The sequence below is a fragment of the Photobacterium sp. BZF1 genome, assembly GCF_014349205.1.
Taxonomy (GTDB): Bacteria; Pseudomonadota; Gammaproteobacteria; order Enterobacterales; family Vibrionaceae; genus Photobacterium.
In genome coordinates this window covers 1-20,569 of the sequence record NZ_JACSOF010000119.1, presented here as the reverse complement: position 1 = coordinate 20,569, position 20,569 = coordinate 1, and the positions used below count along the sequence as shown (strand labels likewise).

The window sequence follows — 20,569 nt, the reverse complement described above, 5'->3', positions numbered from 1 at the left end:
CCTTTATAGGGGGATTTTTTTTCACAATCAATTAGTAACCATCTGTCCAGTTGACACCATAAAAGCCTTGTGTTTAACAGATAATACTTTCCATAACGCACCGCATGCCACCAAACCAGCGAAGATATTTGCCAGTGATGCTGCCAGTAAAATATAAGCTATGCTATCTGTCGCTACCCCAAGCCAAATTGCCGGCAGGTATAAAACAAACAACCGGGTAAATGTCACCAGCAGCGCATGTTTAGATTGGCCCAGCGCATTTAATGCCGATACCGATACCATGCACAAACCTAGAGGCCCATAACTGAATGGTAGAATGATCAGGGCTAATTCGAACCATTGCTGTATGTCCAACTGCTGACTGAGCAATTGGCTTACAAACGGTGAAGCCAAAAATAGCAAAACGGCAATTACACTATGGAAAGCAAGTATGAACTTTGCCGTTGTCAGTAATAGACCTGTAATTTTCTCCCACGACTCCTGGCCGAAATATCGCCCAACCAATGGTGGGATCGACATGGTCAATGCCAGAGTAAAGACAATCGCGAAACTTTCAAAGCGTGTCAATAAACTCCAGAAGGCCAAGGTGTCGGTACCGCTTTTAGCAATAAGAAACATAACCCAAAACGCACTGACAGCCGGTAAAATCTGGTTTGCCGTGGTCATGACCGCTGTACCGACCAATTCTTTGAATGCTCCCCATGTTGTGCTATCAAATACTAAAGCTGAAAACCAATGCTTGCCTCTGGCTTTGAAGTACATATACATGGCTGTACTGCCATAACCCAACATTGTCGCCAGGGCTGCACCTGCTATCCCCATATCAAGGGTAAACATCAAAAGCGGATCGAGTACCAGGTTTATCACGCTGGCGATAACAAACATACTTCCGGTCATTTTGCTGTCGCCGTATGAGCGGTAGATACAGGTTGCCAAATACAACGCAGCAACGGAAAAAGCACTCAACAGCCATACCGGCCAATAGGTATTGAAAAGCCCCTTAAGCAGGTTTGCTTGCTCTGTTGGGGTATCACCTGCAATAAATACCGAGAAGGCATAATCGCTGAATACCCAAAACAGAAAACAAACTAGCGCAATCAGTATCAAGCCAAATATAACAGACACCGTTGCGACTCTTGTCGTCTTATTTCGCTGATTTGCGCCCACAGCCCTAGCAATGATTGACGTTGCTGCAACACCTATTCCTACTTGCAAGCCGACAAACACCGTTTGGAACGGTAGCGTCATGCCATGCACAGCTAGTTCATCAAGCCCTAGTAGCCCGATAAAAATCGAATCCACCAACTGAACCAACATAATGGCAAACAACCCTACTGTGAGGGGAAGCGTCCTGCTTATGATCAATTTCAAAGTCGGTGAGACAGACAACATATCTGCGACCTCTAGATATGGCTATGACAAGAAAAATGCCCAGCAGGACAGAAGAGATAAAACAAGTGAAAAAGGCCCGCCCATGGCGAGCCTTTAAAACGGCTTAAGAGTAAGCCTTAAGCGATATCAATCATCACCTTGCCCATCGCCTGACCACTCGCTAAACGGTTATGTGCCTCGGCAACTTCGGTAAGGGCAAAACGCTGGCTATCAAGAACAGGCTTTAGCTCACCTGCTTCGGCAATTTTCGCCAATGCTTCCAAGATTTTACCGTGCTCTTCACGCCCCTTGTTATGGATCATGGGGATCAGCATAAAGACGACATGTAACGACAGTCCTTTCATATGAACCATTGAAAGATCCAATTCAAGGAAAGACAGTGTTGTGGCGATCTGACCATTCAGTTTTGCTGCCTCAATAGAGTTATTAAGATTCGCACCACCTACTGAATCGAAAATCACATCGAAACCTTCGCTATCGGTATGTTTAGCCACATAATCCGCTACCGACTCTGCCTTGAAATCAATCGCTGTCGCTCCCAGGCTTTCAATCAACTCGGCTTGCTCGCCAGCACTACCCGTACCGTACACCTCTGCACCGAAATGACGTGCTAATTGAACCGCAACATGACCTACACCACCAGCAGCGCCATGCACCAGCACTTTTTGCCCTTGTGAGATACCTGCACGCTGGAGGCCTTCAAAGGCGGTAATACCCACTAATGGAAGCGCTGCAGCTTCTGTCATCGACAGGTTCTTAGGCTTATGGGCAATCAAATTAACATCTGCCAAGATATATTCGGCCAGTGTTCCAGGCAGATCGCCCAAACCACCCGCACAACCGAAGACTTCATCACCAGCCTTAAATTCAGTGATACCCTCACCTACGGCTTCTACAACGCCAGCAAAGTCCATCCCCAAAACAGCCGGTGCTTGCGGCGAAAACGGCAGGCCCTCACCCATTTCGCGGATCATCATGTCGATTGTGTTGACGCTGGTTGAAGCAATACGAACCAAAACATGCCCAGCTTTTACTTCTGGCTTTGCAACTTCTGCTTGCTCGAAACCTTCAACACCACCAAATTCACGAATAACCATTGCTTTCATGGGAATAACCTCTTTATTGAATGCGAAACTGATGGTGATAAGTATATTCGGCGCTGGTGAAATGATAATTCCGATTGGGGACGAATGAGTTTTAAGATTTCCTTAATAATCCCGCCATTATTAATTTTGCATTAAGACTGATTTCACCATGCGGCCAATTATCAACAGTCAAACTCGTCGCTAGACTGCACCGCATCAATTCCGATTCGTTTCAAGGAGTGCCCTATGCACTACGAAGGTAAAATTTATCGTCCTTGGATGGAGGCCGAGAGCGTACTGATCCAAACCACGCTGGGATGCAGTAACAACCAATGTACTTTCTGCACAATGTTCGACGATAAGCGGTTCAAAGTCAGGGATATTGAAGGTATCTTCCGCGATATAGAGGAAGCGCGCCTTATCTACCCTCATGTTGAATCGTTCTTCCTTGTCGACGGTAATGTAATGGCAATCCGGACCGAAATGTTGCTCAAGATTTTGGACAAAATCAAAGCGACATTCCCGGAAATCAAGAATATCTCGCTTTACTCCGGCTTCAATGACTTCCGCCGTAAAAGTATCAGCGAATTAAAAGAAATGAAGTCTGCCGGCCTTAGCATGGCGTATTCCGGTTTGGAGTCTGGCGATCCTATTGTTTTGGAGAAGATCAAAAAGCGCATGACCCGCGAGCACGCCATCGAAGGTATGGCGATGGCAAGAGAAGCCGAGATCAAAGTGCTGGCCTCTTTTATCTTCGGCCTTGGTGGCAAAGAACGCTCGGTTGAGCACGCAATCAATACCACTAGTTTGCTCAATATCATGCAGCCGGATGCTATAGCGCCAATGGCACTGGCCGTACAGCCAGGATCAGAGCTTGAAAGGGAAATCCACCGTGGTGAATTTACCCTGCCAACTCCGCTACAGATTCTGGAAGAGGAAAAGTACTTGCTGGAAAACTTGGAAGATTTCCCTTGCTACTATTGGGGCGACCACGGAAACAACATCTCACCAATGCGTGGGATGCTGCCAGCAGCAAGGCAACCGTTCTTGGATAAAATCAACCAAGATATTGCCCACAACCCAATCACCAAGCAGAACGTCATTCAGACCTTCGCCTGGTAAGGGTTGGTCAATAAAGCTTGTTGTCTTTCAATGGGACTTCAAGCAGGTTTGAACTGCCACGAACAGGCTGGCCAACCATTTCATCGTAAGCACTCTGTTGGCGGAGCACTTGCTGCTTCGCCTTCAGTCTGCGGCACTGCTTCTGCAACTCAACGATAGAGAAAGCTCGCAAGAAACACCCTTTTTCATCGGTGACAAAGTGTTCCTCGCCATCAACGACAACTGACACCTGATATAAAGATAAATCGAGCGAGTGAATAACCAACTTGTCGATATAGAAGTATTTCTCGAGCTTACTCAGTGTCATAGCCATCATTTTTCTCCTCAAACCAGTGACAACGATGGCAAGAAGCAAGACGATCACTTGGAAGGAATTATCTCGGCTCATTCACAGTATCAGGCCATCCTTCATCTCAATCCGGCGCTGAGCCCGCCCAGCTTTTTCAAGGTCATGAGTTACCATCACGACCGTCACACCTTCATCATTGAGATTTTCGATGAGCTGCATAATTTCATCACCGGTCCGCTGATCCAAATTCCCCGTAGGTTCATCAGCCAGCAATAGCGAGGGCGAACCGACCAATGCTCGGGCAATAGCCACCCTCTGCCGCTCACCACCGGATAATTCATGGGGCTTGTGCAGGCCGCGTTTGGTTAACCCGACCTTAGCCAAGGCCTCATTAACTTTATCTTCGCGCTCTTGCTTCGAGAGTTTTCGATAGAGCAGCGGTAACTCAATATTCTCACAAACATTAAATTGCGGCAGCAAATGAAAAGCTTGGAAAACAAAGCCTATTTGGAAATTTCGGATACGGGACAGCTCGATATCAGACAGGGCATCAACCCGGGTTCCGTTTAATACATACCGTCCTGCAGAAGGTGTATCGAGGCAACCAATGATCTGCAACAAGGTTGATTTTCCTGACCCCGAGGTACCAGTGATCGCGATATACTCACCAGAATCAATAGCTAATGAGATTGCTCGCAAAGCAACCACATCGCTACTTCCCATGGTATATACACGGCTAACCGTATCCAATTGGACCAATGCCGATATGTTACCTCCCATACAGCTCTCCTTACTCCCGTTTCAATGCCCGAATAGGGTCGAGACGTGAGGCGACTAACGCGGGATACAACCCTGATAGCATCCCCACCAGGCAGGCTGATCCCAAGGCAAGAAGGATAGCCCCTGGCGTGATCATCACTGGAAAATCACGAACTTTAGCGACAACAAACACCAACACCGCACCAAGCACTAACCCAGACAGGCCACCAATCGTTGTCAGGCAAGTGGCCTCGATCATAAATTGGTTGCGGATATCTTTGTGGGTAGCTCCGATAGCCCGGCGCAAGCCAATTTCTTCCGTCCTTTCACGAACTGCCACCAGCATCACATTCATAATACTGATCCCACCGACAACTAAAGATACGGCAGCGACGGATGCCAGCCAAAAAGTCATTGAGCGGGTTGCATCTGCCATGCTCTCTTGCAGCTCAGTTAAATCATTAATAATGAAATCATCAGGTTTATGATCGGGGAGACGGTGTTGCTGCCGTAACAGCTGCTGAATATGAGCGATGCTTTCGCCAATTTTGTTTTGGTCTGCAATGCGGATATGCGCGTAATGAATCGATCCCGGACGGGTTTTGCTTAAACCGATAATACGAAGTTTGGCCGTCGATAAAGGTATCAGCACTCTATCATCTTGGTCCAATCCGCCTGGAGATTGCCCTTTTCGATTTAATACCCCAACAACTTTAAATGGTGTTTGGCCGATACGAATCGTTTTGCCAACGGCACTTTCACCTTTAAATAGGGCTTTTTCTACACTTTCACCCAGCACCGCAACCTTTTTTGCTCGGCTCTGTTCATAATTATTGAACATCCGCCCCTTGGCGATTTCCCACTTTCTCAATAGCAGGTAGTCTTGAGTTGTACCTTGGATGCGGCTAATCCAATTTCTTGCTCCGTAAATTAATCGTCCTTCGGCATATACAGAGGGAGAAGTGGCGACCACATTAGGGACAAAAGTTCGTATAGCCTCAACATCTTCTAATGTCAGCGTTGATGAGTTGCCTTCCATCTGCACTCCCCCGCTCTGCATTGCATCGGGTTCAATAAAGAGTAAGTCTGCACCAAGGCTTTCTACTTGCTGCAAAACTTGGTGCTGACTACCCGCACCAACCCCAATGACGGTCACCACAGCCGTTACACCAATCATGATACCCAATATCGTCAGGGCACTACGTAAACGGTGGCGATAAATAATCCTTAGGGCATTCGATAAATACAACCAGTAACTCATCGCACTCAAAACCTAATTATCATTCAGCATATCTAGCTTTGAAGTCATTGACTCCTCTATGCGTGAAGTGTAACTAGCATTGCTCGTATCTGGTGTCTCATCGGTGGTTATCTCAACCACAGCAGTCATCCCGGGCAACAACGGATCGCCATTGTTTTCTACTGATAAAACAACGGTGTAGGTCACCACATTATCGAAGACTAATGGTGCGACACGGATTTGCTCAACTTTTGCCTTAAAACGCTGGTTGCCATAGGCCGGTACAGAAAACTCAGCACTCTGGCCAGTACGGATCTGGCCAATATCGGCTTCATCAATCCTTGCGTGTATTTCCATTTCATCCAAGGTATGGGCAAGTTTGAATAATCTCGGGGCCTCAAGGCTAGCTGCTACTGTTTGCCCGCTCATAACTTCACGCGACAACACAACCCCATCAATAGGCGCGAGAATTTCCGTTCTGGAGAGTGTCACTTTAGCCTCTTCCAGTGCCGCCTCATGGCTAATTACTACCGCTTTGGCTTGCTCTAACTCGGCCTCTATCACCCAAACATTCGTTTCTGCCTCTTCCAAGCTATTCTCTGATACCGCCTTACGCTTGTTAAGCGCTCTGATGCGCTTCAAAGAACGTACAGCTTGGCGCAATGATGCCTTTTTCATTTCTACCAGCGCCTCAGCATTGAGCAGGGCCGCTTCAGCTTGTCGTATCTGCGCCTCAAAGAATTTCGGATCAATCTTGGCTATTGGCTGCCCTTTTTGAACAACATCATTGAAATCGACCAGTAATTCAATAATTGTTCCTGACACTTCAGAGCCAACTTCAACTTCACCTACAGGCTTCAATGTCCCTGAGGCAATAACCATTAATTCTTGATCGTTTCGAGATGTAGGCTCTTCGACTTGTAATTCCTCAGCAAGCATGGCGTTTTGAGACTCTTGATATGAATCGTTACAGGCAATAAAAAGAGGAAGGATAAACAATATTGTCAGGTGACTGCAGATGGTAGATTGCATCTAAATAAAGCCTCCAGTTCATATGCATAAAATCAACTTAATTTAGGCATACCTGTCACTTAAGTAGCTAGTGGCGGCCTCAATGACCGCCACCAGCTTAAATTTTACTAATATCCATAATGACGATCACATTTGGAGAAACGGACTTTTTTCTTTGAGCCATAATACGATTTAGTAGGCTTACATTTTTGCGGCTTTTGCGGTTTATACTTGGTTTTCTTGTATTTGATTACAGGCTTCTTGTAATCCGCCTTGTGATAAGACTTATAGTCATGTTTGTAATAGGATTTATAACTGTATGCGTGAGCACCTGATGAAGCAACTGCCAGTGCAAAAGCAGCGAAAAGGCCAACTAGTTTAATATTCATTGGAATTTATCCTAATTCGTAGTACCGAAGTTATTCCTATATTGGTGTGTCTATTTTCTTAAACACGGTAGTATTTATAGATATTTGATAATGAATATGCAAAAAATAGCTTTAAACAATCATCTAATTTTTGAGACGTTTTTATTAATTCCTCATTAAATCCAAGAGGTTATTTTTTTAAAAAAACTATCAATACAATGATATTTCAAACACCTATACTACTTCGGGATTAACACAAACATATTAATAAAAAATATATCCTTGTTGTTTTATTTTGCCCTCTATTACAACAAAAAAAATCAACATCAAAATTGTAGTTTTTGGTAAATACTCAGCAAATTAGTTAAATTCCTTTTTACAATATAACAAAGAATATCGGTTCATCATCGACAATAATAAATAAAAGACCAGCTAATATAGCTGGCCTAATTATCAATATCTTATACAGAGAACAGATTATTTCTGCTTCGCTTTCACCCGCTTGATCTTGTTCATCACCGGGTAGCCGTCATCAATCAACTCATTAACGAACGTCGAGGGCTTTTGCGGCTCGGCGCAGACCCAAACATGCTTCTTGGCACGGGTAAGCGCAACATAGAACAGACGGCGCTCTTCGGCATCAGTGAAGCTTTCGCCTCGCGCCTGAAGGCAAGCAGCCAGCCCAGTATCACGATCAGGTGCTGGGAATACACCACGGTTCACATCGAGCACAAACACAAAGTCGGCTTCACGGCCCTTACTCGCATGGCAGGTCATAAAGTTAATGCCAAGGTGCGGCCATTTCTCCTGCCATTGCTTAAGCTTTTCAGGGCGCTGGTTGTTATTGCGACCAAGCAGCAAAGTGGTCACTTCACCTTTTTGCTGTGAGGCTAGTTGCGCCAGTTCCTGATCAATCAAGTCCTGGCATAGCAAGGTCACCGCTTTTCGCTTCTGTTTCTTGAAACTGGTGAGATCTTTTTTCAGCTGGTTCGGGTTCTGCTGGATAAAGGCATTCGCCACTTCACCGATCATGCTATTGAAGCGATACGTAGTATCGAGCTCAGTAATATGGCTGGCACCAAAGCGTTGCTCAAAGCCGGTCGTCAGGTTCACATCTGCGCCCGCGAAGCGATAGATAGCCTGCCAGTCATCACCAACCGCAAACAAAGTTGGCCTGTTGTCTTTCTCTCCGGCATGGCAAAGCGCTTCAATAAGCGCCAAACGGTGCGGGGAAATATCCTGATATTCATCAACCATGACAAACTGCCAAGGTGGCGTAAACTTGCCCTCTTTGACATATTCCGTTGCCCTTTGGATCATGGAATTGAAGTCAATCTGCTTGTTGGCTTTGAGATGTTGCTCATAAGCACGGTAGCAAGGCCACAGCAGAGCCAACTCACTCTTCATCCGGGCACGAGCCGATTCATTATCATGCTTTTCAATGCTTTCAACCAACTGTGACTTGTTCGCACCACGCTGGCCAATCAATTCAATATGACGCCATACCCAAGCCGCCAGTTGTTCACTTTTGGCCTGCTTCTCCATGGAGTTTTCGGCTTTGAAGCCAGGAATACGCCATTGGGTGAGGTGTTTTTGCCAACGCTTGGCAGAAGCGGCGGTTTCCCACTGCTCGGTCAACACCTGAGCGATCCACTTGGCACGCTCTTTCTCATCCAGCGTGACAGGCGATACACTCGGCATCTCACTCTCTACCGCTTTGATAATTTGGGTACCCAAACTATGGAAGGTTGCCACCTTGATACGGTCACTGACTTTCGCCCCCAAACGCTCACTCATCTCTTCAGCGGCTTTGCGGCCAAAGGCCAACATCAGGATTTCTTCTGGCTGGCATTGCTGATTTGCAATCAAGTAAGCGGCACGGGCCACCAGCACACTGGTTTTACCGGTCCCGGCGCCTGCCAGTACTAGGTTATGATCCTGATTAATCAAGACGGCTTCACGCTGGGAAGGGTTTAACGGCGACGATTCAAACTTATCGAACCATGATGACCACTTTTCGGTTTCTTTTTCCAACCATTGGCTGTTGGCTTCTTCTACCCAGTCTTGGTTACCTTCTAGCCAAGGCTCCACTTTCTCAAACGCCAATGGACGGAAAGATCCCGCCAGTTCACGGGTCAGTCCAGTCGAGGCTAAGGAGTTCTCAAGATAACGGTGCAATTGGCGGTGAGAGGATTCACGCAGGTAGCCATCAGCCTCAGCATAGCTATCAATACGAGTGAGCATTTCCGGCAACAGGTTATCAAGCTTTTCTACCCGGCCCTGCGCCCAGTTTCGATAAGCTTCAAGTAACATGTTGGCAAACGCCTTACATTGCCGCCAAGGCAAACCATGTATCGTCCAGCAATATTCCTGATCAGCAGAGGTTAATTCAAAACTGCCCCATAATACGCCACGATGGACATCTATAGCGCCATCCCACTCATCAAAGGGAATTTCTTCTGTTTCTGTTTGGCTATCAAGCACCAAACAATTTTCACCGAGAGCAATACTGCAATAATCACCTTGGGCGAGCCATTGGGCCAACCACCCTGCTGTCAAACGCATTCTGTCACCAACACTCAACTTACTTCTGCTACTACGCTAGCATTTGCGCGCGTTATTAGACATTGTGTAGCCTATTAACGAAAAAACGACTTGGACCTAAGAGTATCAAGTTCTATAGATATACCCTAGCGTCCAAAAAATAGTTTGCGTAAATTTTCTGCCAATTAATTTGTCCATGTTATTATTTTGCGGAGACTTTTACAGCGAGTTGTTGTCAATTTAAACAAGGCAAAAACTGTGAGTTGCGTTGGTGAAATTAAGCAGCAACCCTCTGGGTAGATATTCATTTCCAGACCAACACGAACAAAAATCAACCTAGAAATACCTGCACAAACCCTATAACTGCGTTTTTTATGTGGATTAATAACGCTTGCGAACTGAAGTTTGCTATCTTTAGCGCTTCACTAGGAAGACCATAAAAACAATGACAAATAGCCGCTTACAATTAACCTTGCGTCGTTACTGGGCAAACGACCGGATAAACTACAGCATACGTGTACTTATCGCCTTGGTAGGGGTTGCTCTCCCCTGCTGGTACCTAGAGGCTACCACTGAAGTCACGCCTTTAGTCTTGGGGATCATTGCCTCTGCGCTCGCCGAAACGGATGATAATTTAACCGGACGTATCAAAGCCCTGATCACCACCCTGCTTTGTTTCGTTCTCGCCTCTTTCTCGATTGAAATCCTATTCCCTTACCCACCGTTGTTTGCTATCGGGTTATTTACTTCGACCTTTGGCTTTATCATGTTGGGCTCGATGGGGGCACGCTACGCTAGCATCGCGTTTGCTTCTTTGTTGCTGGCGGTATACACCATGCTGGGAGCCGCGCAAAGTCCGAATTTGTGGTACCAACCAATGTTGCTGCTTGGCGGCGCAACCTGGTACGGGCTGCTATCACTGAGCTGGCAGGTATTGTGGCCAAACCAACCAGTTCAACAAAGCCTGTCTAAAGTCTTTACCGAACTGGCCTGCTACCTCGATAGCAAGAGCCAACTATTCGAACCGGTTGCTGATCTTGTCCCGCAGCCTCTCCGCCTGCAAGCTGCAACCAAGAATGCCAAGGTGGTCAGTGCACTTAATGATGCCAAATCAACCTTGCTTCACCGTGCCCGTCGCGGCCACCCAAATGAAACCGGGGACAAATTCCTCAAGATCTATTTCTTGGTGCAAGATATTCACGAACGGGCCAGCTCTTCCCACTATCGCTACCAAGACTTGGCCGCGGAGTTCCAGCGCAGTGATGTCCTGTTCCGTTTCCAGCGCCTGCTTACCCAACAAGCTAAGGCCTGCCGGGAAATTGCCCACGCCTTGGCAATGGGAAAATCTTACAGCCATGGTATCGAGAGCGTCAAAGCCCTGGATGAACTACAAGAGTCCCTGTTTTATCTCAAGAACCAAAACGACCCCAAGCGCCGGGTGTTTATCAACCAGCTGGAATACCTGTTCAACAACCTTGCCACGGTTGAACGCCAGCTTTCGAACGTCAGCAACCCTGATGTATCGACCACCGACAACGCCCGTGATAATGAGCTGTCTGATACCGAAGCGCGCAGCATGAAAGAGCGCTGGCAGCGTATCCGTGCCCAGCTTGATCCAAGCTCGATGCTGTTCCGTCATGCATTGCGTATGGCTGTAGCGCTTACCGTGGGTTATGGCATCATTCTCGGTTTAGATTTAGAACGGGGATATTGGATATTGCTGACCACCCTGTTTGTCTGCCAGCCTAATTACAGTGCAACCCGCCAAAGGCTGAAACAAAGGGTAATTGGCACCTTGGCCGGTTTGCTGATCGGCATGCCGTTACTTTACCTATTCCCGGGACAAGAAGGCCAATTGGTGCTGATGGTCTTTACCGGTGTGATGTTCTTTGCCTTCCGTACCGCCAATTATGGTGTGGCAACTATGTTCATCACCTTGCTAGTGCTGTTCTGTTTCAACCAGCTTGGCGAAGGCTTTGCGGTCATACTGCCGCGTCTCGGCGATACCCTGCTCGGCTGTTTACTTGCGGTATTAGCGGTGAGTTTCATCCTACCCGATTGGCAAGCCCGTCGCCTGCATAAGGTAATGGCGACAGCCATAGAGACCAACCGTGACTACCTAGCGCAAATAATTGGCCAGTACCGGATCGGTAAGAAAGACAGCCTGAACTACCGTATTGCCCGCCGCGATGCGCACAATACCGATGCCCAGCTCAGTACCGCAATCAGTAATATGCTGCTGGAACCCGGCCGCTACCGCATGGCAACAGACGAGAGCTTCCGCTTCTTGACACTGAACCATGCCATGCTGAGTTATATTTCGGCCCTGGGTGCCCACCGTACTCAACTAGAGGACGAGAGCACCCACCACTTGGTCTCTCAGGCCCACCGGCAGATCCACCAGCATTTGGACTGCTTGGCCGCCCAGCTGGCAGGCAACCACTGTGCTCAGGCACCGGAATCCGATAGCGAGCTGGATCAACGCCTTTCGTTGTGGCGCGATGAGGATTCCACTTCGGCCCGGATGGTGTTGCAACAATTACACCTGATCCAGCGCATGCTTCCCGAGCTTCATTCGTTGGCCAACAAACTGGCGGCGAGAACCAATGCTCCTGCCGAGGATGAGGCTTCAGCAAAGGCTTAGCGAAATAAACCGGGCTGCATTCGCAGCCCTTTGATTATCTGCCATTTAATCAGATATCCAATTACACTTTAAACTTCTGTACCGCTTCATTTAATACCTTAGAAAGCCGGATAAGCTCTTTACAGGAATCCACCGCACTCATTGTTACCTCATAGCTTTCTTGTGAAATTCCATTAACCGTCAGCATATTTTTGTTCACCTGCTCTGCCGTCACGCTCTGTTGTTCCGAGGCACTGGCACTTTGGGTATTCATGTCATTAATTTTTGAAATGGATTGCGTAATTGTGCCAAATGCGGCACCAGACTGGCTTGCTGAATCTATTGTTGATTTCAATAATTCCGTACTTTGCGACATGCTTAAGACCACTTCTTCAGTGCCCCCTTGGAGCCGCTCAATAAGGCTTTGAATTTCAGTTGTCGACTCTTGGGTTCTTTGGGCGAGGACTCTGACCTCATCAGCAACGACTGCAAACCCGCGCCCTTGCTCACCCGCCCTTGCCGCCTCAATCGCGGCATTAAGTGCCAATAAGTTGGTCTGCTCGGCAATGCCGCCAATCACATCGAGTATTTTTCCGATATTGTTCGTTTCCTCAACCAGGTTAGATAGTTGAGTTGATGTATGCGTAATTTCCCTATCCAGTTTATCGATATTCCCCATTGTTTCTTCTATCACCATCAGCCCTTTTTTAGCCTCCTGATCGGTCTCGCTAGCAACATGGGCAGCCGACACCGCATTTTGAGCGACTTCCTGAACAGAGATAGACATTTGATTCATGGCAACCGCAATCTGATCGGTCTGGTTCAACTGCTCTTTCGCACCACTCCCTGTTTTATCCAAAGTTTGGGTCAGTTGGGTTGAGGAATCACTCAGTTGTTCACTCGTGGCTATCACCTTGCCAATCATTTGCTTCAAGTTATCAGCTATTTTTTGCATGGCGCCAAGTAAAGTACCAATTTCATTATTACCGGCTTTTTCAAACCGAACATTGAGATCACCTTCTGCTAGTTGCTTAGCAATTTCTACAGCACGGTCCATGGGTCTGGTAATGCTTTTTGACGCTAGGTGAGCAAAAATAAAGGTAATAATCAGTGTTGTTAACCCACCGAAAATAATCACGTTATTCGCCAATGATGCCGACGATAAAGCCGCCGCTTGACGGGTTGTCATTAATGCCTGCTCAACCTGTATAATCTCATCGACTCGCTGGCGCAAACCATCCATGAATATTTTGCCTTGCTTACCTGCCAGTAAATTATATAAATCTGACATCGTCTTATATTGGGACGCTTCCCGAACAAGTCCAATTGCCGGCTCAGCATAACTGGTTATCCAGCCCTCAATGTCTCTAGCAAGTTGGGTTGATGCGATTGTTGAGCTGTTTTCAGCAATCACTGACCGACCCAACAAATAAGGCTCCAAAAAAGACTCTTGCCGGTTAAGCATGAACCCTCGCAGCCCAGTCTCCATATTAATCATGGCATTGAGTATTTCGTCACCGATGAAACCGAGCTGCATACTGGCGATCTCTTGGCGAATACCGTCCATTTTCTGCTTGCCAACACCTGAGGCTATTAACTCTGTCAGTGATTTATTTACCGCTTCTCCGCTTTGGATATCATTCCTCAGAGCGATCACGGATTCAGCATAAGCCTGCCAACGTATTGCTTGCTCTTCGACACCATCAAAACGTTGCTGCTGGGCTGGGTTATCACTGGTTAACTGTTTCACCGAGGTTAGATTTTCTTGGAAGTCTTTTTGCCCTGACTGGTACGGCTCCAAGTAGTCACTTTGACCGGCAATGGCAAACCCTCTCAACCCCGTTTCTTGATCCACCATCGCGCTGACCAGCCCCTCACTTTGGCGGATAACCTCATGAGTATGTTCAACCCAATGGGACGTTTTTTCCATGGTAGAAATCGCATTGTACACAACGCCCATTAGGCCTAACAACATCAAAGAAATAACGGAATTAATCAACAACAGGCGGGCGCGAATAGATAAGTTCGAGAAATCCATCTCCCAGCTCCAATCGAGTTAGTCGTATATTTGATGGTAGAAGAAACTGGCAATTAGTCTAATTTAAGCTATTGATAAAAAAGATATTAACGGAGTGCAGGGCCACCCTTTGCAACAAGATCACAAAAGGGGGTGAAAACGAACTGAATAAGTTGAAAAATTGGAAAGTTGATCAAACAAGGTAGCTCGGTGTCAGTTGCTCACGACACCGAGCCCATATTCTTACTGCTGGCCAGCGGCCGCCACAAAGGCCATTTCAACCAACAAGTTTGGATCGGCAAGTTCGACTTTGACACACGCACGGCTAGGCGCACAGCCTTCTGGCAACCAGGCTTCCCAAGCGACATTCAACGCATCAAAGTTAGCAAAATCGGTAACGTAAATTGTCACAGACAACAAACGGGATTTATCGCTGCCGACGCTGGCCAGCATCTCTTCGGCCTGGGCGAAAATCTGATTTACCTGACCGGTCATATCGGCGCTGGTGTCCTGCTCAGCCACTTCGACAAAGTGCGCAATACCATTAAAGACGGTCACATCAGACCATCGCTTGGTTGGGTTAATACGCTGAATATCCATACTACTTTCCTTTGAATCCCAAACCGACTAATGCTTGGGTTATTGATTGTTAGGCCAACATAATAGCGAAATTTAGTCTCAGCAGAATCTCCTATATCTGTCTGAAACGTAATTATTTATGAATACCCCTAACGCCAGGTTTACTTGAATCAGCAATATCTTGCCTCGACCAGAGGCTTGCCGTCACGATTGAGCAACCTTAGCTCCCCCTCTCTCGCTTCCAAAGTCGCCGTTGAAGGCAAAAATGCCGGACGGCGGAAGGTAAACTCAGCTTGGTGAATTGGGCCGTCAATGGCAGAAAACATCCGGGCAACCGAGTACATGCCATGAATAATCGGTGCTTTGAAGCCAAACGGCTTCGCGGTTAACCAGTGCAGGTGGATGGGATTGTAATCGCCCGATACGGCTGCATAACCCCTCGCTATTTGAGGTGTCAGCGTGAGTTTGTCCCGCTTGTTCCAAGCAGGGGGTTGTCCCCCTTCATCAACTGTTGCTTCAGTTGTTTTTTTCCGGTCATTGGTAGGTAGCTTATCTCGCAACAGGCAACGGCTGCGATAACTCGCTTGGTAAACGCTATCAAGTGTAAAACGTCCTTCAAGCTCAAACTCCAAGCCTTTTTCGGTTTGAATGCATTCAATGACACCGAGCGTGAAGTCATAGGCCTTACCGATTTTCAATGGTGTTTGTTGATGGAAGCTGACATGGGTGTGGATCATACCCAGCAGTTTTAAAGAAACAGAAGGATGGGTAAGTAACAACAACTGGGCGGGTTGGGTGGCCACAAACAAGTAAGGAAGAGGTAACCGATCCTGAGGCAAACCACAGCATGTGTTATAGCGATTAACGTTATCTCTCTCAAAAGTAAAACCATCGATGGTGATATTTATCGATGGCAAAGGATCCCTTCCCTTCTTCAGCATAGCCTTGGCCAATAACGACACTAAAGACGGTAGTTGGTTCTGCTTGATACGAATCGTTGTCACACGTTGATCCCTTCAGTAAGGCGAAAAGCAAAAAACCGAGCGTAGCCCGGTTTTAGCACTGGATGATGATATCCAAATCCAATCATCTTATTTGTATAAAGGCTTCTCGGCTGGCGATAACTCCAACTCTTCAACCAAAGATGTGAGATATAAATGTGCGACCTTGGCAAGGTTTGGATAGAACGGCGATATCCCTTCCACCTGTTGCAAAACCTCAAGGTAGCGCAATGCCCACGGCAATAGGTGCTGCTCTAGCAGTACAGCGCTGGCATCAAATTTCTCGGATTCCATAAACTGAGCAAAGGCCAATAGCATCAAACCAAATTGATCATCCGGCTCTCGCATATGGGTATCGAGTGCAATACCATTGCTTGCCAGGAAACGGCGATACTCAACAGTAGACTCTCCCATCACAATACTTTCTTTATCGAGGTAGACCGAGCCCCACGGTGGCGCAGGCATTTCACCAAGCCCTTCGAACAATAAACTGAACTCTCCAGCTAACTCATCATGCTTTGCGCTGTCTTGAATTTGGGCTGCCATTTCTTGCACGAGAGTTCGAACGTTTTCTTGATGCTTGGGTTCAAACTGCTCAGGGAGATCGCTAAGGGCAGGGAGAATAGCCTCAACCGAAGGGTGGGAAGGAGAATAATAGAACAGAAAACCTAGGATCCTAGGTACAAGGGTGATCATCAATTTTTACCTGGCTGTTGTCATCAGTAACACTACTCTATATTTGTTACTGCCCACTCCCCTAAATATGAAGTGGGCAGTAAAAGCATCCGCTTACATCGGGATTGCCCACAGGTTATAGAAGGCAATGCGGCCAATCAGTTCACCAACCAGCATGACACCCGCACCAGCAATCAACAATGGTTTAGCCGCTCCCTTTTGGCTGAAGATACCACAGCCAATCAGTACAGCAACCAACAATGCCACAGCTTGTGCGCCCCACAGGCTATATTGGTTTACTGCCAACTCAGGTGCAGCCTGAGTAACAAAACCGATATAATTAGGCTTCGCCGCAAGCGATACCAGCGCACCGACAGCCAAGGTTGCAAAACCCAACTTGTGAGCACCCAGCATCAAGGCAAACGCACCACCGGCAACCAACACCGTCAGCCACATCTGCAGTGAAGTATGGGCAGTATCCCAACTTGCCACAGTCGCCAACTGATATACCTGCGGGATAGACCAAGCAAATAGCAAACCAGCTAATACTGTCGCTTTGTTGGCCAGTTTATACAAAGACTCTTTCCCCGGCATGAAGCTCAGCGCAACAGTCGCAGCCGCACATGCCATAAACAAGCCACTCAGAATAATCTCGTTACTCATTGGAGAACGGCCTAAACCGAACAACAAGTTGAATGCACGTAGCGGTTGCCCCATGTGAAGGCCACCGATCGCCGAGCCGACCAACAGCAGAGCCGCAGCGACTATGTTAGCTGTTTTCAGCTGCACATCGCTGATTTGCTTCGTCGTGAAAGCCAACAGTGACAATAGGAAGATACCCACTGCAGCCTGGCCGAATACCGTGAAAAAGACTAATGGTAATTCATGCATGGCTTAGATCTCCTCTGGGTTCAGTACAGCGCCTGTCGAATCCCCTGTCGGGCGCGAATCAGCATGAGCTTTAACAACCAAGTTAGGTTTGGTCATTGATGGGTTTGGCAGCGGTGCGATAGCATTCTGCTGACCGTAGCGCTCACGCAGTACCTGAATTTCATCGAAATCCAATGCACGCTGTGGGCACGAATCGACACATATCGGTTTCTTACCTTCGGCGACGCGCTCGAAACAGCCATCACACTTGGACATCACCTTTTTCTCGGCATCGAACTGCGGCGCGCCATAAGGGCAGCGCATTTCACAGTAGCGGCAACCTACACAGGCATCTTGGTTAACCACAACCAAACCGTCTTCCTTGCGCTTGTGCATTGCACCTGTTGGGCAGCCTGCAACACAGGTTGGCTCATCACAGTGGTTACAAGAAATAGACAGGTAGTAGTTGAAAACATCTTGGGTCCAGGTATTACCATCTTTCTTCCAAATACCGCCACCGTACTCATAGACACGGCGGAATTTAGGACCGATATCCTGATCCTTCTCGTCCTTACAACTTACCGAACAGGTTTTACAGCCAGTACACTTCGCTGAGTCTACGAAAAAACCGTATTGTTTCATTTGTTATTCTCCTTAGACTCGTTCAATTTCAACAAGGTTTGTGTGCTGCGGGTTGCCTTTCGCCAACGCCGTCGCTCTCATTGTGGTCAATGTATTGATACAACCGCCTACATCGACACCGGCCTTGTTTTTCTGTGCCCATGCCCCTTCAGGGATAGCAACCGTTCCTGGAATAATGCGTGCAGTCACTTTTACCGGCATACGCAAACGGCCACGATCGTTGAATACCTCAACCTGGTCACCGTGCTTGATACCGCGCTGCATCGCATCAATTTCGTTCATCCAAACAGTATCTGGCGCCACTTCTTTCAGATGCGCAACCGACGCATAAGTTGAGTGGGTATGACCTTTGGTATGGAAACCGGTTAGCTGCAGCGGGTATTTCTTCAGCATCTCGTGATCTTCAATACCTTCTACCGCAGGGTGGTAAACCGGGATCGGAGAAATATCATCACCTTCCAGCATCGGACGCTCTTGGGCGAGTTCAGCTAGTGCTTCTGAGTAAATTTCAATTTTGCCTGATGGCGTTTTCAGCGGGTTCGCTTCAGGGTTATCGCGGAAATCTTTCAGTGCAATGTGCTCGCTAGAATCGGCCAGACGACGATCTACCACGCCCATACCATCGGTCTCGGCAAACGTTGGCAAAGCCGGGTTGTTCTTGCGAACCTGACCATAGGCATGCTCAAGCCATTGCTCGTAAGTACGGCCTTCAGTGTAGGCTTCCTTGAGACCCATTTTTTCAGCCACTTCTGTCAGTACATCGTACACACGTCGGTTTTCCCACATTGGCTCAATCGCCTGCTGTACGCGAACCATATAGTGGTAAGCACCTGACTGGTATGAGTTATTGATCAGATCATCCGTTTCCATCGTCGATACGTCAGGCAATAGAAGATCGGCATAACGTGCAGTCGGTGTCATGTGGTTATCCCACACTAGGTTGAACTCAAGCTTTGACTCATCCGCCAAGATTTCATGGGTACGGTTAAGATCAGAGTGCTGGTTGCCCGCCACGTTACTGGCGTAGTTCCACAGGAATTTGATGTCGGTAGACAATTTTTCAACGCCACGAACATGATCAGCTTTCGCCGTCATTTCCGAGCCGCGTACAATAGCGTCAGTCCATAGGAAACATGGGATAGACGCTTTTACTGGGTTTGGCAGAGCCAGACCAGACAATACGTAAGGAACACTACCGCCCCAAGTACCAATGTTGGTGCCATGGCGACCGAAATGGCCGGTCATAATAGGTAGCATCATGATTGCGCGAGAAGCTTGTTCACCGGTTTGAGTACGCTGAACACCCCAGCCTTGGGAGATCCATGCCGCTTTGGCACCAGCAATTTCCCGTGCAAGCTGCTTGATACGTACCGCTGGGATACCGGTCAGTTCACTCGCCCATTCAGGAGTTTTCTCAACCTGATCATCACCCAAGCCGAGGATATATGACTTGTAAGAGCTGTTCTCTGGCGCACTTTCAGGCAGGGTAGACTCGTCCCAACCTACAGCGAAACGATTGAGCATCTCTTCATCAATCAGATCTTCTTTGATCAAGGTATGGCCTAATGCAGCAACTAGCGCGGCATCCGTACCCGGGCGGATTGGCAACCACTCGCTGGCAAACGCTGTCACACTGTCGGTGCGGCGCGGATCAATCAAGATCACTTTGGCGTTGCTCTGCTCAAGAGCATGATAGATCTCAGCAATCTGGCCACCACCAGACATGCGTGTCTCGGCCAGATTTTGGCCAAACATCACCACAAGATCAGAGTTTTTGATTTCAGAAAATAGTGTTTGTTGCTCAGTACCGTAGATGTTGCCCGCCTGACCAAAGACATAAGGCTGGATAGCATTCATCTGCGCTTCAGAGTAAGTGTTGTGCGAGCCAAGGAAACCACCCGCCACATTCAACAGACGACGACAGGTATTAGGCCCCTGCAGGTTACCGCCGGTTAGGCCTGAGCCATAGTTGTAATACACCGCTTCATTGCCATATGTCTCGATCACACGAGAAAGCTCTTTGGCAAGGATCGTCGTGGCTTCATCCCAGCTGATACGCTTGAATTTACCTTCGCCACGTTTGCCGACACGTTTCATTGGGTACTTCAAACGGTCAGGGTTGTAGGCACGGAAACGTGCAGAACGACCACGCAAACAAGGACGGATTTGATGCTGGCCGAAAATCGCCTCATCGACGCCATCTTCAGGAGAAATTTTTACCGCTACGCCATCACGGACATGGACTTTAAATGGACAGCGGCTGCCGCAGTTTACCAAACAAGCACTGTACTTGATGGTCTCTTCGCCAACTGGTGCTGCATCGGTCGCGGATGCTTTGAACGGTAGGGTCAT

The 20,569-nt window shown here is 47.7% G+C and carries 17 protein-coding genes; 2 read left to right on the top strand and 15 right to left on the bottom strand.

Annotated elements, in window-relative coordinates; translation table 11 throughout:
- Nucleotides 1–27 precede the first annotated feature (27 nt).
- Nucleotides 28–1,392, bottom strand: a complete 1,365-nt coding sequence (locus BIZ37_RS22070; protein WP_187463347.1) for an MATE family efflux transporter — start codon at nucleotides 1,390–1,392, stop codon at nucleotides 28–30.
- A 116-nt stretch (nucleotides 1,393–1,508) separates the two neighbouring features.
- Entirely contained in the window at nucleotides 1,509–2,498 is a 990-nt protein-coding gene (locus tag BIZ37_RS22065; protein WP_187463346.1) for a zinc-dependent alcohol dehydrogenase family protein, read from the bottom strand.
- A gap of 225 nt (nucleotides 2,499–2,723) precedes the next feature.
- On the opposite strand from BIZ37_RS22065, the gene BIZ37_RS22060 reads away from it, so the two are divergent.
- Nucleotides 2,724–3,599: a radical SAM protein gene (locus BIZ37_RS22060; RefSeq protein ID WP_187463345.1), complete on the top strand. Its 876-nt coding sequence runs from the start codon at nucleotides 2,724–2,726 to the stop codon at nucleotides 3,597–3,599.
- Nucleotides 3,600–3,606: 7 nt separating this feature from the next.
- Here the strand turns inward: BIZ37_RS22060 and BIZ37_RS22055 are convergent, their stop codons facing one another.
- From BIZ37_RS22055 to helD, 6 genes are all read right to left on the bottom strand, one after another.
- On the bottom strand, nucleotides 3,607–3,912 hold the full coding sequence (locus tag BIZ37_RS22055; RefSeq protein ID WP_187463349.1) for a DUF6482 family protein: 306 nt from the start codon (nucleotides 3,910–3,912) through the stop codon (nucleotides 3,607–3,609).
- A 75-nt stretch (nucleotides 3,913–3,987) separates the two neighbouring features.
- Entirely contained in the window at nucleotides 3,988–4,668 is a 681-nt protein-coding gene (locus BIZ37_RS22050; RefSeq protein ID WP_255526860.1) for an ABC transporter ATP-binding protein, read from the bottom strand.
- A gap of 10 nt (nucleotides 4,669–4,678) precedes the next feature.
- Entirely contained in the window at nucleotides 4,679–5,908 is a 1,230-nt protein-coding gene (locus tag BIZ37_RS22045) for an ABC transporter permease (RefSeq protein ID WP_187463344.1), read from the bottom strand.
- Nucleotides 5,909–5,920: 12 nt separating this feature from the next.
- A complete protein-coding gene (locus BIZ37_RS22040) occupies nucleotides 5,921–6,919 on the bottom strand; it encodes an efflux RND transporter periplasmic adaptor subunit (protein ID WP_187463343.1) in 999 nt (332 codons plus the stop codon).
- A 107-nt stretch (nucleotides 6,920–7,026) separates the two neighbouring features.
- Nucleotides 7,027–7,287, bottom strand: a complete 261-nt coding sequence (locus BIZ37_RS22035) for a hypothetical protein (RefSeq protein WP_187463342.1) — start codon at nucleotides 7,285–7,287, stop codon at nucleotides 7,027–7,029.
- Between the two features lie 456 nt (nucleotides 7,288–7,743).
- Entirely contained in the window at nucleotides 7,744–9,831 is a 2,088-nt protein-coding gene (gene helD, locus BIZ37_RS22030; protein WP_187463341.1) for a DNA helicase IV, read from the bottom strand.
- A gap of 424 nt (nucleotides 9,832–10,255) precedes the next feature.
- Here helD and yccS point away from each other — a divergent pair, with 424 nt between their 5' ends.
- A complete protein-coding gene (gene yccS, locus BIZ37_RS22025) occupies nucleotides 10,256–12,454 on the top strand; it encodes a YccS family putative transporter (protein WP_187463340.1) in 2,199 nt (732 codons plus the stop codon).
- A gap of 61 nt (nucleotides 12,455–12,515) precedes the next feature.
- Here yccS and BIZ37_RS22020 read toward each other — a convergent pair whose 3' ends face one another.
- The 7 genes from BIZ37_RS22020 to BIZ37_RS21990 form a co-directional block, all read right to left on the bottom strand.
- Nucleotides 12,516–14,471 carry a CHASE3 domain-containing protein gene (locus tag BIZ37_RS22020; protein ID WP_187463339.1) on the bottom strand — a complete coding sequence of 652 codons (1,956 nt, stop codon included), beginning with the start codon at nucleotides 14,469–14,471 and terminating at the stop codon, nucleotides 12,516–12,518.
- Nucleotides 14,472–14,693: 222 nt separating this feature from the next.
- Nucleotides 14,694–15,050: a RidA family protein gene (locus BIZ37_RS22015; RefSeq protein WP_187463338.1), complete on the bottom strand. Its 357-nt coding sequence runs from the start codon at nucleotides 15,048–15,050 to the stop codon at nucleotides 14,694–14,696.
- Between the two features lie 149 nt (nucleotides 15,051–15,199).
- The gene (locus tag BIZ37_RS22010; RefSeq protein ID WP_187463337.1) at nucleotides 15,200–16,033 is read right to left on the bottom strand and encodes a MaoC/PaaZ C-terminal domain-containing protein; all 834 of its coding nucleotides are present in this window, start codon (nucleotides 16,031–16,033) and stop codon (nucleotides 15,200–15,202) included.
- An 87-nt stretch (nucleotides 16,034–16,120) separates the two neighbouring features.
- Nucleotides 16,121–16,726 (bottom strand): molecular chaperone TorD family protein, encoded by a 606-nt coding sequence (locus BIZ37_RS22005; RefSeq protein WP_187463336.1) that lies wholly within the window; start codon nucleotides 16,724–16,726, stop codon nucleotides 16,121–16,123.
- Between the two features lie 93 nt (nucleotides 16,727–16,819).
- Nucleotides 16,820–17,596: a DmsC/YnfH family molybdoenzyme membrane anchor subunit gene (locus BIZ37_RS22000; protein WP_187463335.1), complete on the bottom strand. Its 777-nt coding sequence runs from the start codon at nucleotides 17,594–17,596 to the stop codon at nucleotides 16,820–16,822.
- 3 nt (nucleotides 17,597–17,599) lie between these two features.
- Nucleotides 17,600–18,217 carry a DMSO/selenate family reductase complex B subunit gene (locus BIZ37_RS21995; RefSeq protein ID WP_187463334.1) on the bottom strand — a complete coding sequence of 206 codons (618 nt, stop codon included), beginning with the start codon at nucleotides 18,215–18,217 and terminating at the stop codon, nucleotides 17,600–17,602.
- A gap of 12 nt (nucleotides 18,218–18,229) precedes the next feature.
- Nucleotides 18,230–20,569, bottom strand: a 2,340-nt coding sequence (locus BIZ37_RS21990; RefSeq protein ID WP_187463333.1) for a DMSO/selenate family reductase complex A subunit, incomplete at its 5' end; no start/stop codon positions are given.

Coding starts and splice junctions, on each gene's coding strand:
- BIZ37_RS22070 (WP_187463347.1), bottom strand. CDS start 1,392: ATGTTGTCTGTCTCACCGACTTTGAAATTGATCATAAGCAGGACGCTT.
- BIZ37_RS22065 (WP_187463346.1), bottom strand. CDS start 2,498: ATGAAAGCAATGGTTATTCGTGAATTTGGTGGTGTTGAAGGTTTCGAG.
- BIZ37_RS22060 (WP_187463345.1), top strand. CDS start 2,724: ATGCACTACGAAGGTAAAATTTATCGTCCTTGGATGGAGGCCGAGAGC.
- BIZ37_RS22055 (WP_187463349.1), bottom strand. CDS start 3,912: ATGGCTATGACACTGAGTAAGCTCGAGAAATACTTCTATATCGACAAG.
- BIZ37_RS22050 (WP_255526860.1), bottom strand. CDS start 4,668: ATGGGAGGTAACATATCGGCATTGGTCCAATTGGATACGGTTAGCCGT.
- BIZ37_RS22045 (WP_187463344.1), bottom strand. CDS start 5,908: ATGAGTTACTGGTTGTATTTATCGAATGCCCTAAGGATTATTTATCGC.
- BIZ37_RS22040 (WP_187463343.1), bottom strand. CDS start 6,919: ATGCAATCTACCATCTGCAGTCACCTGACAATATTGTTTATCCTTCCT.
- BIZ37_RS22035 (WP_187463342.1), bottom strand. CDS start 7,287: ATGAATATTAAACTAGTTGGCCTTTTCGCTGCTTTTGCACTGGCAGTT.
- helD (WP_187463341.1), bottom strand. CDS start 9,831: ATGCGTTTGACAGCAGGGTGGTTGGCCCAATGGCTCGCCCAAGGTGAT.
- yccS (WP_187463340.1), top strand. CDS start 10,256: ATGACAAATAGCCGCTTACAATTAACCTTGCGTCGTTACTGGGCAAAC.
- BIZ37_RS22020 (WP_187463339.1), bottom strand. CDS start 14,471: ATGGATTTCTCGAACTTATCTATTCGCGCCCGCCTGTTGTTGATTAAT.
- BIZ37_RS22015 (WP_187463338.1), bottom strand. CDS start 15,050: ATGGATATTCAGCGTATTAACCCAACCAAGCGATGGTCTGATGTGACC.
- BIZ37_RS22005 (WP_187463336.1), bottom strand. CDS start 16,726: ATGATCACCCTTGTACCTAGGATCCTAGGTTTTCTGTTCTATTATTCT.
- BIZ37_RS22000 (WP_187463335.1), bottom strand. CDS start 17,596: ATGCATGAATTACCATTAGTCTTTTTCACGGTATTCGGCCAGGCTGCA.
- BIZ37_RS21995 (WP_187463334.1), bottom strand. CDS start 18,217: ATGAAACAATACGGTTTTTTCGTAGACTCAGCGAAGTGTACTGGCTGT.